This window comes from Terrabacter sp. 2RAF25 (genome assembly GCF_052115265.1).
GTDB lineage: Bacteria > Actinomycetota > Actinomycetes > Actinomycetales > Dermatophilaceae > Terrabacter.
The window spans coordinates 20,071-34,724 of the sequence record NZ_JBFRGJ010000003.1 but is presented as its reverse complement, the minus strand read 5'-3'; the positions used below and the strand labels follow the sequence as shown (position 1 = coordinate 34,724).

13 protein-coding genes and 1 tRNA gene are annotated in these 14,654 nt (G+C 71.3%); 8 read left to right on the top strand and 6 right to left on the bottom strand.

All coding sequences use genetic code 11. The annotated features are described in order from the left end of the window. Positions 1-110 precede the first annotated feature (110 nt). From AB4091_RS09105 to aceE, 4 genes are all read right to left on the bottom strand, one after another. Complete coding sequence (locus AB4091_RS09105) at positions 111-1,040, bottom strand: ACP S-malonyltransferase (RefSeq protein WP_442291430.1); 930 nt, start codon at positions 1,038-1,040, stop codon at positions 111-113. Between the two features lie 46 nt (positions 1,041-1,086). After that, positions 1,087-2,412: a PucR family transcriptional regulator gene (locus tag AB4091_RS09100; protein ID WP_442291429.1), complete on the bottom strand. Its 1,326-nt coding sequence runs from the start codon at positions 2,410-2,412 to the stop codon at positions 1,087-1,089. A gap of 137 nt (positions 2,413-2,549) precedes the next feature. Further along, positions 2,550-3,974: an argininosuccinate synthase gene (gene argG / locus AB4091_RS09095; RefSeq protein WP_442291428.1), complete on the bottom strand. Its 1,425-nt coding sequence runs from the start codon at positions 3,972-3,974 to the stop codon at positions 2,550-2,552. Between the two features lie 211 nt (positions 3,975-4,185). Continuing rightward, positions 4,186-6,957: a pyruvate dehydrogenase (acetyl-transferring), homodimeric type gene (gene aceE / locus AB4091_RS09090; protein WP_442291427.1), complete on the bottom strand. Its 2,772-nt coding sequence runs from the start codon at positions 6,955-6,957 to the stop codon at positions 4,186-4,188. A gap of 382 nt (positions 6,958-7,339) precedes the next feature. On the opposite strand from aceE, the gene AB4091_RS09085 reads away from it, so the two are divergent. The 8 genes from AB4091_RS09085 to AB4091_RS09050 all read left to right on the top strand — a co-directional run bounded on the left by AB4091_RS09085 (position 7,340) and on the right by AB4091_RS09050 (position 12,708). After that, positions 7,340-7,756, top strand: a complete 417-nt coding sequence (locus AB4091_RS09085; RefSeq protein WP_442291426.1) for a DUF3052 domain-containing protein — start codon at positions 7,340-7,342, stop codon at positions 7,754-7,756. 42 nt (positions 7,757-7,798) lie between these two features. Next, complete coding sequence (locus AB4091_RS09080; protein WP_442291425.1) at positions 7,799-8,323, top strand: peroxiredoxin; 525 nt, start codon at positions 7,799-7,801, stop codon at positions 8,321-8,323. 45 nt (positions 8,324-8,368) lie between these two features. Next, a tRNA-Val gene (locus AB4091_RS09075) sits at positions 8,369-8,441 on the top strand. A gap of 1 nt (position 8,442) precedes the next feature. Beyond that, complete coding sequence (locus tag AB4091_RS09070) at positions 8,443-9,345, top strand: Nif3-like dinuclear metal center hexameric protein (RefSeq protein WP_442291424.1); 903 nt, start codon at positions 8,443-8,445, stop codon at positions 9,343-9,345. After that, positions 9,273-10,082 carry a zinc ribbon domain-containing protein gene (locus AB4091_RS09065; RefSeq protein ID WP_442291423.1) on the top strand — a complete coding sequence of 270 codons (810 nt, stop codon included), beginning with the start codon at positions 9,273-9,275 and terminating at the stop codon, positions 10,080-10,082. The genes AB4091_RS09070 and AB4091_RS09065 overlap by 73 nt, the downstream gene beginning before the upstream one ends. A 7-nt stretch (positions 10,083-10,089) precedes the next feature. Further along, positions 10,090-11,088, top strand: a complete 999-nt coding sequence (locus tag AB4091_RS09060) for a reverse transcriptase-like protein (RefSeq protein WP_442291422.1) — start codon at positions 10,090-10,092, stop codon at positions 11,086-11,088. A gap of 25 nt (positions 11,089-11,113) precedes the next feature. After that, entirely contained in the window at positions 11,114-11,527 is a 414-nt protein-coding gene (locus AB4091_RS09055; RefSeq protein ID WP_442291421.1) for a rhodanese-like domain-containing protein, read from the top strand. Beyond that, a complete protein-coding gene (locus AB4091_RS09050) occupies positions 11,524-12,708 on the top strand; it encodes an O-succinylhomoserine sulfhydrylase (protein WP_442291420.1) in 1,185 nt (394 codons plus the stop codon). Before AB4091_RS09055 ends, AB4091_RS09050 begins: the two co-directional genes overlap by 4 nt. Positions 12,709-12,789: 81 nt before the next feature. Here the strand turns inward: AB4091_RS09050 and AB4091_RS09045 are convergent, their stop codons facing one another. Next, positions 12,790-13,884 (bottom strand): SLC13 family permease, encoded by a 1,095-nt coding sequence (locus tag AB4091_RS09045; RefSeq protein WP_442291419.1) that lies wholly within the window; start codon positions 13,882-13,884, stop codon positions 12,790-12,792. A 1-nt stretch (position 13,885) separates the two neighbouring features. Continuing rightward, a complete protein-coding gene (locus AB4091_RS09040) occupies positions 13,886-14,635 on the bottom strand; it encodes a YaaA family protein (RefSeq protein ID WP_442291418.1) in 750 nt (249 codons plus the stop codon). Between the last annotated feature and the right edge of the window lie 19 nt (positions 14,636-14,654).

The following is a 14,654-nucleotide window of genomic DNA, read 5'->3' as shown; positions in this document are numbered from 1 at the left end:
GCTGTCGGGCGCCGCGGCCGACGGGGTCGCCGCCGGTGCGGGCCGTCACCACGAGCCTGCCCCTGATGGGGTCGCCGCGCCAGTGGCGCGGGTGCTCGCAGTGGGCGCGGTCATGAACGGTGGGTCTCGACGAGGGTGCGGGCCGCCTCGAGGTCGTCGGGGGTCTTTACGGCCAGGGTCTCGACGCCGGGCATCGCCCGCTTGGCGAGGCCCACGAGGGTGCCAGCGGGCGCGAGCTCGAGCAGGCCGGTGACACCGAGCGCGAGCATGGTCTCCATGCAGCGGTCCCAGCGCACCGGGTTGCTCACCTGGCGCACGAGGCGGTCGAGGGTGTCGGGCCCGTCGGCGACGGTGGCGCCGTCGGCGTTGGAGAGCAGGCGCAGCGCGGGCGCCGCCGGGACGATGTCGGCTGCGGCGCCGGCGAGGGCTTCGACGGCGGGGGCCATGTGGCGGGTGTGGAAGGCGCCGGCGACCTGGAGCGGGATGACCCGTGCCTTGGCGGGCGGCGCGCCCCGAAGCGCTTCGACCTGTTCGAGGGTGCCGGCGGCCACGACCTGCCCGGCGCCGTTGATGTTGGCGGGCGTCAGGCCGTGGGTCTCCAGCGTCGCGAGCACCTCGTCGGGGTCACCACCGAGCACGGCGGCCATGCCGGTGGGCGTGACGGCGCTGGCCTCGGCCATCGCCCGTCCGCGCGTCGCGACGAGCGAGAGGGCCTGCTCGTCGGTGACGACACCGGCAAGCGCCGTGGCCGTCAGCTCGCCCACGGAGTGCCCCGCGAGGACTGCGCCGGTGGCCGTCAGGTCCTCGCGTGAGGGAAAAAGGGCTGATGCCGTCACGAGGCCGGCCGCGACGATGAGCGGCTGCGCGACGGCGGTGTCCTTGATCGTGTCGGCGTCGGACTCGGTGCCGTGGGCCACGAGGTCGAGTCCGGCGGCCTGCCCGAGGGCGGTCAGCTGGTCGCGCACGCCGTCGAGCTCGAGCCACGGGGCGAGGAAGCCGGGGGTCTGGGAGCCCTGTCCAGGGCAGACGATCGCTAGCACGTGGTCAACCTTTCCCGGTTACCGGTGAGGACCTCGCCACCGAATGTCACGAAGTCGGCGGGGATACTTTGGAGGATTCCTCCAAAACGAGGTTCGGGGCGACAGGCCTGTGGCCGCGCTGCAGGACCGAGGGTGAGACGGTCTCGGACCCGTCCGACGGCATACGCGAGGGGGTTCCCGCGATCGGCGCGGCCGATGGAGCGCCCGCCAGCCGGCCAAGGGCGAGGGCGATGCGCACCGCCCACGCCTCGCGCGGGGTCGTGAGGTCGTAGCCGGTGACCTCGGAGATGCGGCCGAGGCGGTAGCGCACCGTGTTCGGGTGGACGAACAGCACGCGGGCCGTGGCCTCGAGCGACCCGCCGCTCTCGAGGTACGCCGTCGCCGTCTGCAGCAGGGGGGTGTAGCCCTTGCCCGTCAGCGGACGGTGGATCCGGTCGACGAGGACGCGGCGCGCGGGTGGGTCTCCGGCCAGGGCCCGCTCGGGGAGCACCGCGTCGGCGTCGAGGATGCGGGGAGCGCTCGGCCACGCGGCGGCGGCCGAGAGTCCGCTCAGGGCGGCCCGGGCCGAGCGGCCCGCGGCGAAGAGGTGGGGCACGGTGGGTCCGAGCACGATGGGTCCGGGGCCGAAGCAGTCGGCGACCTGCTCGACGACGCGCGAGGCCTCGCGCGTGCCACCCAGGATCGCGATGAGCCTGGAGCGCTGGACGATCGCCAAGGCCTCGACGCCGTGCTGGCGCGCGGAGCGGCGAAGGTCGTCGACGGCGGGGACGGCCCCGATCGGCGTCGCGGGGGTGCTGCCCACGACGAAGGTCACGTCGGCGACGTCGCCCCACCCGAGGGCGCTCGCCCGCGACTGCATGGAGTCGTCGGCCTCGCCGCGCAGCACTGCGTCGACGACGAGGGCCTCGAGCCGCGCGTCCCACGCGCCGCGGGCCTCGGCCGCGCCGGCGTACACCTCGGCGGCGGCAAAGGCGATCTCGCGCGAGAAGCGGAGCACCGACTCGCGGAGCAGCTGCTCGTCCCCGGGGCCGGCGAGGCTCTCGACCCTCGACTCGACGACGTCGACGACGGTGCGTACGAGGTCGAGGGTCTGGCGCAGGCTGACGGAGCGGGTCAGCTCCTGCGGCGCGTTGGCGAAGATCGAGATGGCCGAGGGGGACTGCTTCTCCTCCTGGTGGAACCACTCGATGAACTGCGAGATGCCGGCCTGCGCGACGAGCCCGACGTGTGAGCGCTCCTCCGCGGAGAGCCGGCGATACCACGCCAGGTGCTCCTCCATGCGACGCGAGGCGAGCGTCGCGAGCTCGCCGGCGCTGCGCTCGACGGCGCGCGAGGTCTGCTCGCTCGGCTGCTGTCGTGACGCTCCGCCCACAGGGACACCCTATGCGGCGGGATGCCCCGAGTTTGTATGCCGTTCACAACTTCGGCTGCACGAGCGCGGCTCGGAGCCGGTGTCCGGTGTCGCAGTCTGCCGCAGACGGCGGAGGCGAGTCTTCCTGCCGTCACTCGTCAGTCGGTGCCGAACTCCATGGCGGCACGGTCGAGTGCGTCGTCCTGGTCGTCGACGTCGGCGGCCGCGGGGTTGGCCGAGATCGCGGCCGCTCCACCGGGGGCCAGCTCGCCCACGAGCTCGTGCGCCTCGGCGCCGAGGAGGCCCTGGGCGGCATACAGTTCGAGCTTGGCGCGCGAGTCGGCGATGTCGAGGTTGCGCATCGTCAGCTGGCCGATGCGGTCGACGGGGCCGAACGCCGCGTCCTCGGTGCGCTCCATCGAGAGCTTCTCGGGGTGGTAGCTGAAGGCGGGACCGGCGGTGTTGATGATCGACCAGTCGTCGCCGCGGCGCAGGCGGATCGTGACCTCGCCCGTGACGGCCGAGGCGATCCAGCGCTGGATGGACTCACGCACCATGAGCGCCTGCGGGTCGAGCCAGCGGCCTTCGTAGAGAAGGCGGCCCAGCTTGCGCCCCTCGGCGTGGTAGTTGGCGATCGTGTCCTCGTTGTGGATCGCGTTGAGGAGCCGCTCGTACGTGAGGTGGAGGAGGGCCATGGCTGGGGCCTCGTAGATGCCGCGCGACTTGGCCTCGATGATGCGGTTCTCGATCTGGTCGCTCATGCCGAGCCCGTGACGGCCGCCGATGCGGTTCGCCTCGTCGACGAGCGCGACGGCGTCGGGGATCGTCTGGCCGTTGATCGCGACCGGGCGTCCGCGCTCCCAGCGCACCGTGACGTCCTCGGTCTCGATGGCGACGGAGGAGTCCCAGAAGCGGACGCCCATGATCGGCTCGACGACCTCCATGGACTCGTTGAGGAACTCGAGGGTCTTCGCCTCGTGGGTGGCGCCCCAGATGTTCGCGTCGGTGGAGTACGCCTTCTCGGCGGAGGCGCGGTAGGGCAGGTCGCGCGCCGTGAGCCACTCGGACATCTCGTGGCGGCCACCGAGCTCGGTGACGAAGTCGGCGTCGAGCCAGGGCTTGTAGATGCGCAGGCTCGGGTTGGCCAACAGGCCGTAGCGGTAGAACCGCTCGATGTCGTTGCCCTTGAAGGTCGAGCCGTCGCCCCAGATCGAGACTCCGTCGTCCTGCATGGCGCGCACGAGCAGGGTGCCGGTGACGACGCGGCCCAGGGGAGTGGTGTTGAAGTAGGTCTTGCCGCCGCTGCGGATGTGGAACGCCCCGCACGCGATGGCCGAGAGCCCCTCCTCGACGAGCGCCGTCTTGCAGTCGACGAGCCGGCTGAGCTCGGCGCCGTACTGCCCTGCGCGGCCCGGGACGGAGTCGATGTCGGGCTCGTCGTACTGACCGAGATCGGCCGTGTAGGTGCAGGGCACCGCGCCCTTCTCGCGCATCCAGGCAACAGCCACGGAGGTGTCGAGGCCGCCGGAGAAGGCGATGCCGACGCGTTCGCCGACGGGGAGCGAGGTGAGGACCTTGGACATGGATGTAAGTATATGCACAGCAGCGCATAGTTATCCAATGGGCTCAGGGGCGATCCCGGTCGACCGCTACGCCACTGTTGCGTGTGGAGCAACACCGACGCGGCGCTCGGCCCTTGGCCCCCCGGACACGTCCTCCCGATCGCCACCCGGGGCGTACGCGTGTGGCCCGGACCCCGCACGGGACCCGGGCCAGACGGCATACGTCAGCGGATCAGCTCTCGCCGCCCGCGTTGCCGGACGTGCCGGCGGTGACGTCGTCGAGCTGGTACTTCGCGGCGGCCTTGGCGGGCACGTCGGCGGGCACCTTGCCCTCCTTTGCGAGCAGCTGGAGCGTGCGCACCGCGACGGACGGACCGTCGATGTGGAAGAAGCGACGCGCGGCGGGGCGGGTGTCGGAGAAGCCGAACCCGTCGGCACCCAGCGTGGCGTACGTGCCGGGGACCCACTCGCGGATCTGGTCCTGCACGGCCCGCATGTAGTCGGACACACCGACCACGGGACCCTCGGTGCCCTCGAGGCACTGGGTGACCCACGGCACGCGCTTGTCGCCGTCGGGGTGCAGGAACTCCTGCTCGTCGGCGGCCAGGCCGTCGCGTCGCAGCTCGTTCCACGAGGTCACGGACCACACGTCGGCGGCCACGCCCCAGTCGTCGGCGAGCAGCTGCTGCGCCTCGAGCGCCCAGGGGAGCCCGACGCCCGAACCCAGCAGCTGTGCGCGCGGTGCCTCGTGGGTCCAGCCCTGCGTGTCGGCGGCCTTGAGGCGGTACATGCCCTTGAGGATGCCCTCGACATCGACGTTCTCGGGCTCGGCCGGCTGCTGGATCGGCTCGTTGTAGACCGTGAGGTAGTAGATGACGTTGGACTCGGCGGCCGTATGGCCCTCGCCGTACATCCGGTCGAGACCGGCCTGCATGATGTGGGCGATCTCGTAGGCGTACGCCGGGTCGTAGTGCACGACGGCGGGGTTGGTCGACGCCAGCAGCGGGCTGTGGCCGTCGGCGTGCTGCAGGCCCTCGCCGGTCAGCGTGGTGCGACCGGCCGTTGCCCCGATGAGGAATCCGCGGCTCATCTGGTCGGCGGCCGCCCAGATCGAGTCGCCCGTGCGCTGGAAGCCGAACATCGAGTAGAAGACGTAGATCGGGATCATCGGCTGGCCGTGCGTCGCGTAGGACGTGCCGGCCGCGGTGAACGCTGCGAGCGAGCCCGCCTCGTTGATGCCGAGGTGCAGGATCTGGCCCTGCTCGTTCTCGCGGTAGGCGAGCATCAGCTCGGCGTCGACCGGCGTGTAGTTCTGCCCGTTCGGGTTGTAGATCTTGATCGTCGGGAAGAACGCGTCCATGCCGAACGTGCGCGCCTCGTCGGGGATGATCGGCACGATCCGCTTGCCGAACTCCTTGTCGCGCAGCAGGTCCTTGAGCAGGCGGACGAACGCCATCGTCGTGGCGACCTCCTGCTTGCCCGAGCCCTTCTTCACCTGGGCGTACGCCTCGTCGCCCGGCAGCTTGACGGGCTCGTAGGCGACCCGTCGGCTCGGCAGCGTGCCGCCGAGCTTGGTGCGCCGGTCGACGGAGTACTTGATGACGTCGTTGTCGGGGCCCGGGTGGTAGTACGGCGGCTGGTAGGGGTTGGCCTCGAGCTGCTCGTCGGTGATCGGGATGCGCAGGCTGTCGCGGAAGGCCTTGAGGTCGTCCAGCGTCATCTTCTTCATCTGGTGCGTGGCGTTGCGGCCGGCGAAGTGCGACCCGAGGCCGTAGCCCTTGATGGTCTTGGCGAGGATGACGGTCGGCTGGCCCGTGTGCTCGCGCGCCGCCTTGTACGCCGCGTAGACCTTGCGGTAGTCGTGGCCGCCGCGCTTGAGGTCCCACCAGACCTGGTCGTCGCTCCAGCTCTCCACCATCTTGGCCGTGCGCGGGTCGCGGGCGAAGAAGTGGTCGCGGACGTACTTGCCGTCGTTGGCGCGGAAGGTCTGGTAGTCGCCGTCGCTCGTCTGGTTCATGATGTGCACGAGCGCGCCGTCGCGGTCGGCCGCTAGCAGCGGGTCCCAGCCACGGCCCCAGACGACCTTGATGACGTTCCAGCCGGCGCCGCGGAAGAACGCCTCGAGCTCCTGGATGATCTTGCCGTTGCCGCGCACCGGTCCGTCGAGCCGCTGCAGGTTGCAGTTGATGACGAAGTTGAGGTTGTCGAGCTCCTCGTTGGCCGCGAGCTGGAGCAGGCCGCGTGACTCGGGCTCGTCCATCTCGCCGTCGCCGAGGAAGGCCCAGACGTCCTGCTGGCTGGTGTCCTTGATGCCGCGGTTGTGGAGGTAATTGTTGAACTGCGCCTGGTAGATCGCGTTCATCGGGCCGATGCCCATCGACACCGTCGGGAACTCCCAGTAGTCGGGGAGCAGCCGCGGGTGCGGGTAGGACGGCACGGCCTTGACCTTGCCGTCGACCAGGTGGCTCTTCTCCTGGCGGAACCCGTCGAGGTCGGCCTCGGTCAGGTGGCCCTCGAGGAAGCTGCGCGCGTACATGCCGGGAGAGGCGTGGCCCTGGAAGTAGACCTGGTCGCCGCCGCCCTCGTGGTCCTTGCCGCGGAAGAAGTGGTTCATGCCCACCTCGTAGAGCGTCGCGGCGCTCGCGTAGGTCGAGATGTGCCCGCCGACGCCGATGCCGGGGCGCTGTGCGCGGTGCACCATGATCGCCGCGTTCCAGCGGATGTAGCGGCGCATCTCGCGCTCGACGTCCTCGTCACCCGGGAACCAGGCCTCGCGCTCCGGCGGGATCGTGTTGATGTAGTCGGTCGCCGTCAGCGACGGCACGCCGACCTGCTGCTGGCGCGCCCGCTCGATGAGCTTGAGCATGATGTAGCGCGCTCGGGTGCGGCCCTTCTCGTCGAGGACGGCGTCGAGGGAGTCGATCCACTCCTGCGTCTCGTCCGGGTCGATGTCCGGGAGCTGACTGGGGATGCCGTTGAGGATCGGGCCGGCCTCGGATGCCACGTCGTGGGTCCTTTCTCGTCGCGTCCGCCGCGCGCGTGACCGGTCGGCCACGCCGCTGCTCCGCCCATCCTCTACCAATCCGTGGTGACCGTCACACCCGGGTCCAGCGATGGGACGGGTCACTCGGCCCCACCGGGCCCTACTCGGTGGTACGCCGTGGCGCTCGCTCCGCGAGCCGGGGCGCGGGTGAGGGCGGCCGCGCCCGGCTCCGTCGGTGCGGACTGGGCGTTGTGCCGACGCCGGACCGCGCTCGCGCGGTAGCGTCGATCCAGTGCACTGGATGTCGTGGCCGTGATGCCGCGATCGTGGTGTCACTGGTAAGACAGATGCGACCGACCACGGCACCAAGGCGCGTGGGCCGTGACCGAGAGGACCGGTGACAGTGAGCGAGACCGCGGGAGCGGCGTCATTCAGCAAGCTCGGGTTTGCCAACGGGCAGATCATCCAGGAGTTCGGCCATGACGACGACGTCGACGATCAGCTGCGGTTCGGCATCGAGGACGTCATCGGCAGCGAGCTCGAGGACGAGGACTTCAACGACGGCGCGGACGGGGTGCTGCTCTGGTACCGGGACGGCGACGACGACCTCGTCGACCTCATGGTCGACGGGCTGACCAAGCTCTTCGACAAGGGCTTCATCGTGCTGCTCACGCCGAAGGCCGGCCGTCCCGGTCACGTCGACGCGAGCGAGGTCGAGGAGGCCGCCTCGACAGCCGGCCTCGTCACGGGTGGCCAGGTGAACGTCGCCAAGGAGTGGGCGGCGACCCGCCTCATGCCGCCGAAGGGCCCGAGGCGCTGACGACGATTCGGGCCGCCGCACGTCTGGTGACAGACTGGCTGCATGATGAACGCGCACCCGACTGAGTCGGTCCACGCGGCCGCCCCGCTGGGGGTCGGCGAGCTCGCACCCGATTTCACCCTCGTCGACCAGTACGGCGTCGACGTCAGCCTGTCCGCGGTGCGCGACGTCAAGAACGCCGTCGTCGTGTTCTACCCGGCGGCCTTCTCGGGCATCTGTCGCGGCGAGCTGCGCGAGATCCGCGACGGGCTCGAGGACTTCCAGGACGGCGACATCCAGGTGTTCGCCATCTCGTGCGACTCGATGTACACGCTGCGCGCGTGGGCCGACGCCGAGGGGCACTTCTTCCCGCTGCTGTCGGACTTCTGGCCGCACGGCGAGGTGGCCCGGCGCTACGGCGTGCTCGACGACGAGGAGGGCTACGCGACGCGTGGGACCTTCCTCGTCGACCGCACCGGCCACATCGTCTGGACCGAGGTGCGAGGCATCGGTCACGGACGCGACTTCACGGCATACCGACAGGCGCTCGCGGCGCTCCGCGCGACCGCACCCGATGCCGTAGGCTGACCGCCGCCCGCCGGTGACGTCCACAGGTCACCTGCTGGTGCGTGAGGGCCTGTAGCTCAGTTGGTAGAGCACCGCGTTTACACCGCGGGTGTCGTCGGTTCGAGCCCGGCCGGGCCCACGTGGACGACCCAGCCCTAGACCTCGAGGGACCCCTCCGGCTGCGCGACGTCGTCGCGGCGCTGGAGTCCCTCTACCCGCTCGAGAGCGCAGCCGACTGGGATCGCGTCGGTCTCGTGTCGGGTGACCCCGACCAGCCCGTACGCAGCATCCTCTTCGCGCTCGACCCGACCCTCGCCGTCATCGACGAGGCGGCCGGCTGGGGCGCCGACCTGCTGGTGACCCACCACCCGTTGCTGCTGCGAGGGGTCCACTCGGTCGCGACGACCAGCGCCAAGGGCGCTTCGGTGACCGCGCTCGTGCGAGCCGGCGTCGCGCTGTGGGTGGGGCACACCAACGCCGACGTCGCCGACCCCGGCGTCTCCACCGTCCTCGCCGACGCGCTCGGGCTCACCGACCAGCGACCGCTCTCGACCGAGGGCGCCCAGGCCATCGGCAGGGTCGGGGTGCTGGCTGCGCCGACGAGCCTGGCGCAGTTCGCAGACCGGCTCGCGGCAGCACTCCCCGCGACCGCGGGCGGCATCCGCGTCAGCGGCGACCCGGCCGCAGAGGTGTCGGTCGTGGCGGTCATGGGCGGCTCCGGCGACGACCGGTTCGACGACGTCCGCGCCAGTGGCGCCGACGTCTACGTCACCGCGGACCTGCGCCACCATCCCGTGCTCGAGGCTCGCGAGGAGGCCCGCGGGGGTCGCCCGTTCCTCGTCGACGCCGGGCACTGGGCCACCGAGTCGCTCTGGCTCGCCAACGGCCGTGACCGGCTCCTCGCCGCGCTGGAGCACGGCGCCCGAGCGACTAGGGTCGAGGCCAGAGTCTCAGCCATCCGCACCGAGCCGTGGACCTTCGTCGTCGGTGCCAACGCCGCCCGGGAGCACCGGGCGGCCCCCGAACCCGGAGGTGTGTCCTGAAAGCCGACCCGTCCCGTCAGTGGCGCCTGCTCGACCTGCAGGCCATCGACACGCGCCTCGACCAGATCACCCACGCCAAGGCGAGGCTGCCGCAGACCCCGGCGGTCGAGGCGGCGCGCCGTGAGCTGTCCACGCTCGAGACGGAGATCGTCAACGCCCGCACGGCGGCCGGCGACGTGCAGCGCGAGCTGACGAAGTCCGACCAGGACGTCCAGCTCGTCCGCGACCGCGCGGCCCGCAACCAGTCACGCCTCGACGCCGGCCAGGGCAGCGCCAAGGACCTGCAGGCTCTCCAGCACGAGCTGGCCTCACTGGCCCGCCGCCAGTCCGAGCTCGAGGACGTCGAGATCGAGGTGATGGAGCGCTCCGAGTCGCTCACGGCCAGGGTCGCCGAGCTCGAGGCGCGCCGTGCCGAGCTCGTCCAGAAGGTCGAGTCGCTCGAGACCGAGCGTGCGGCCGCGCTCGAGAAGCTCGACGCCGAGGCGGTCCAGGTCGGGTCCGGCCGGGCGAACATCGTGGCCGGCGTCGGTGACGACCTCGCCGCCCTCTACGAGAAGATCCGCGCAAGCAGCGGTGGTCTCGCGGCTGCCGAGCTGCGCCACCGCCGGTGCGGCGGCTGCCGACTCGAGCTCGGCAACGTCGACCTCGACCGCATCCGGCGCGCCCCCCAGGACGAGGTGGTGCGGTGCGAGGAGTGCCGTCGCATCATGATCCGCACGGGCGAGTCCGGCCTGTGAGCCGCAGGTGAGCCCAGCGTCTCGTGGGACGGGCCGCCGGCTCGTCGTCGAGGCGGACGGCGGCTCACGCGGCAACCCCGGGGTCGCCGGCTACGGCGCGCTGGTGCGCGACCCGGCCACGGGCGCCGTGCTCGTCGAGCTCGCCGAGCCGCTCGGCAAGCAGAGCAACAACGTCGCCGAGTACTCCGGTCTCATCGCCGGGCTGCGGGCGGTGCTCGACATCGATGCGGGCGCGGACGTGCGGGTCAGGATGGACTCCAAGCTCGTCGTCGAGCAGATGTCGGGGCGCTGGAAGATCAAGCACGAGGACATGCGACGCCTCGCCCTCGAGGCCCGCGACCTGTGTGCCGAGATCACCGACAACGGCGGCAGCGTCGACTTCGAGTGGATCCCCCGGGAGAAGAACAAGGACGCCGACGCCCTGAGCAACGAGGCGATGGACGGCAAGAGCGTGCACCGTGTCCTCACGGGTGATGCCCGCGAAGGAGCCGATGCCGCCGCCACCGAGCCGGCGAGCGAAGCGGGCTCGACGGACGGTCCGGTTGCAGCGCCGGCCGGCGTGCGTCCGCTGCGCCTGCTGCTCGTGCAGACGCCGCTCGACGACGGGCCGACCCGGGCGATCGTCGCTGCCGTGAGGCGCCTCGTGGGCCCGGGCGCCGTCGTCGTCGGCGCCGACGACGACCATTCGGCTCGAGTCGTTCGCGACATCGCTTCCGCCGTCGACGCCGATGCCGGGTTGTCTGGGGACTGGTCGGGACGCGCACCCGGCGACGGGGCGGACGCCAGGGTCGTGACGGCATACCGCAGCCTCGTCGCCTCAGGTGGCACGGCGGTCGCCGTGACGAGCCGACGGGGCATCCTCTCGGTGCTCGCCGAGGTGCTCGGCACGCCCGTCGACCGCTTCTGGGCCCTCGCGACCGCAGCGGGCAGCCTCACCGCCGTCGAGGTCTGGGAGGACGGGTCCGCGTCGGTGGCTTTCACCAATCGGACCGACCATCTCGCCTGACGGACGCTGTGCGATATTCGGTCCCATGAGCTACGCCGGTGACGTGACCCCCGAGCAGGCCTGGACGGCCCTGCGCGACGAGCCCGGCGCGGTGCTCGTCGACGTCCGCACGAGAGCCGAGTGGTCGTACGTCGGGCTGCCCGACCTCGGCCCGATCGGCAAGGAGGTCGTCCTCGTCGAGTGGCAGTCCTTCCCCGACGGCCGGGTCAACGACGCCTTCGTCGACGAGCTGGCCGCGGCCGGCATCGGCAAGGAGCAGTCCGTCTACTTCCTCTGCCGCTCGGGAGTGCGCTCGGTGAGCGCCGCCGAGGCCGCGACCGCGGCCGGCTGGACCGAGTCTCGCAACGTGCTCGAGGGCTTCGAGGGGCCGCACGACGCCCAGCGCCACCGTGCCGTCTCGGGCTGGAAGGTCACGGGCCTGCCGTGGGTGCAGGGATGAGTGACGACGTGACCGAGAACTGGCGGCCCGACACCCTCGCGGTGCGAGGGGGCTTGTCCCGCAGTGGTTTCGAGGAGACATCCGAGGCTCTCTACCTGACCTCCGGCTTCGTCTACGACACGGCCGAGGACGCCGAGGCGGCGTTCAAGGGAGACGTCGACCGCTTCGTCTACTCGCGCTACGGCAACCCCACGGTGACGATGTTCGAGGAACGGCTGCGCCAGATCGAGGGCGCCGAGGCCTGCTTCGCGACCGGTTCGGGCATGTCCGCGGTCTTCGTCGCGCTCGCCGCGCTGCTCGGCAAGGGCGACCGCGTCGTGTCGTCGCGGGCGCTCTTCGGGTCGTGCTTCGTCATCCTCGACGAGATCCTGCCGCGCTGGGGCGTCGAGACCGTCTTCGTCGACGGCGCCGACCTCGACCAGTGGCGCGAGGCCCTCTCCGAGCCGACGACGGCCGTGTTCTTCGAGACGCCGAGCAACCCGATGCAGGAGCTCGTCGACATCGCGGCCGTCACCGAGCTCGCGCACGGCGCCGGCGCGAAGGTCGTCGTCGACAACGTCTTCGGGACGCCGGTCTTCTCCAAACCGCTCGACTTCGGGGCCGACATCGTCGTCTACTCCGCGACGAAGCACATCGACGGCCAGGGGCGCACCCTCGGCGGCGCGGTGCTCGGGCCGAAGGAGTTCATCGACGGGCCGGTGCAGAACCTCATGCGCCACACCGGGCCGTCGATGTCGCCGTTCAACGCCTGGGTGCTCGTCAAGGGCCTCGAGACGATGTCGCTACGGGTGGAGCGGATGGCCGACTCGGCCCTCGAGGTCGCCCGCTTCCTCGAGTCGCACCCGAAGGTCACGCGCGTCGTGCACCCGTTCCTCGAGTCCCACCCGCAGCACGACCTCGCCAAGCGGCAGATGCTCGGCGGCGGCACGGTCGTGACCTTCGAGCTCGACGGGGGCAAGGACGAGGCCTTCGCGCTGATGAACGCCCTTCAGGTCATCGACATCTCGAACAACCTGGGCGACTCCAAGTCGCTCATCACGCACCCGGCCACGACGACGCACCGCCGGCTCGCACCGGAGGCACGCGCTGCGGTCGGCATCACCGACGGCGTGCTGCGCGTGTCGGTCGGGCTCGAGGACGTCCGCGACCTCGTCGACGACCTGAGCCGTGCGCTCGGCTGATCGACGGAGCCGGCCGAACGCGTTCGCCGTCGGGAAGTGAGCACTCGAGGCACGTCCGAGGGCGTATGCCGGGGTGCTCGGTCAGGTCGTCGCGGCGAGGGCGAGGGTTGTCGCGGCCACGACCACGACGGCGCACAACGCTCCGGTGCCGGCGATGCGGCGGGCCGGGACCTCGAGTCCGGCCGAGCGACACCGCTGGGCCCAGAGAAGCGTGGCCACCGAGCCCCACATGGTGATGATCGGGCCCGTGTTGACGCCGACGAGCAGCGCCGCCAAACGGGTGGGGGAGTCGGCCACGGTCGGCTCCAGGGCCAGGTAGGCGGGCAGGTTGTTGATGCCGTTGGCCGTGAGGGCGCCCAGCCCGCTGACGCGCAAGAGGTCGCCGACGGAGGTGCCCGCGCCCACGACGGTGCGGAGCCATGCCTCGAGCCCGAACCTCAGGGCGGCGTCGACGACGAGGAAGAGCACGCAGATGCCGATGACGGTCAGCCACGGCATACGGATGCGGCGGAGCAGCTCGGGGGCGCGCCAGTAGGTGGCAGCGACGAGGACGCCCGCAGCCGGCGCCGAGGCCAGCGCGGGCTGCACGCCGGCGACGAACGTGACGGCCAGGAGGCCGCAGACCACGCCGGCCACCTGGGTGAGGAGCCGGTCGTGCGGCTCGGCCAACGGTGGCGTGTCGTAGGCGCCGCCCAGCTCACGGCGGTGGAGCAGCCAGAGCACGGCCACGGTGGCGACGACCGCGGTCACGGCGGGCACCGCCATCAGCCTGATGAAGCCCAGCGTGTGCACGTCGAGCGCCGCGAGCGGGTGCAGCGCCAGCAGGTTCGTCAGGTTCGACACGGGCAGCAGCAGGGAGGCCGTGTTGGCCAGCCACAGGGTCGTCATCGCGAAGGGCAGGGGAGCAGCGCCGACCTGCCGCGCGACGGTGATGGCGACCGGGGTGAGCAGGACGGCTGTCGTGTCGAGACTGAGCACCGTGGTGGCAGCCACGGCCAGCACGACGACGAGCAGCCAGAGCACGATGACGTGGCCCCTGGCCACACGGGCCGCGTAGTGGGCCGCGACGTCGAAGAGCCCGGCGAGGTCGCAGATCTCGGCCACCAGGGTGATCGCGACAAGGAAGACGAGGATCGGGGCCACCCGCTCGACGAGCTGGGCGAGGTCGAGCAGCACGTCAGGTCTTCGGCGTGGTGGCGAGCTGCCACGGCTTGCCGGGACGCGGTGGCTGGGCGAGGGCGACCTCGAAGCGTTCCGACAGGCGCTCGGCCAGGGCTTCGGGACTGCGGGGCGCCTCCGCCTGGACCAGCTCGCGGGTGACCAGGCCACGCGTGTGCTTGGCCATGTGCGAGGCGCCAGGCACGGTGATCTGCACCCAACGGGCCGCCCGCTCGTCACGCGGACGCCACACGGAGGCGTACGTGCTCGACCGACAGTCGACGATGAGCTCACGCGGCTTCACCTCCGCGTCGAGCGCGGCAGGTAGCTCGCGACGCCACTCGTGCGTGAGGTAGCCGACGTCGGGGAGGGTGCTGCAGATGTTGACCCGGTAGGCCGGCACGCGGTCACCGAGACGCAGCGCGCCGAAGAGGGCGGAGACGACGACGATCCAGCGGTTCGCCCGCCGTTTGGAGGCCGCGTCGAGCGAGTCGACGTCGAGGGCCTGGTAGAGCACGCCGGTGTAGACGCGGGCGGCCGTGGCCGTCGGGGCGCTGTGCAGGCGCGTGTTGCCGGCGATGTCGTCGACGAGGTTGGGGTTCAGCTCGAGCATGCGCGCGGCGTCGGGCTCACCACTCAGCCTCGCCACCGTGTCGACGACGGCCTCGCGCAACGGCGTCAGCTGGGGGAAGGACAGGGAGCCGAGATCGAGCGAGGACCCCCGCCGGGGCCTGGTCTTGCCCTCGGACGGCGGGAGCAGGATGAGCACGGGGGTCAGCCTAGGGAAG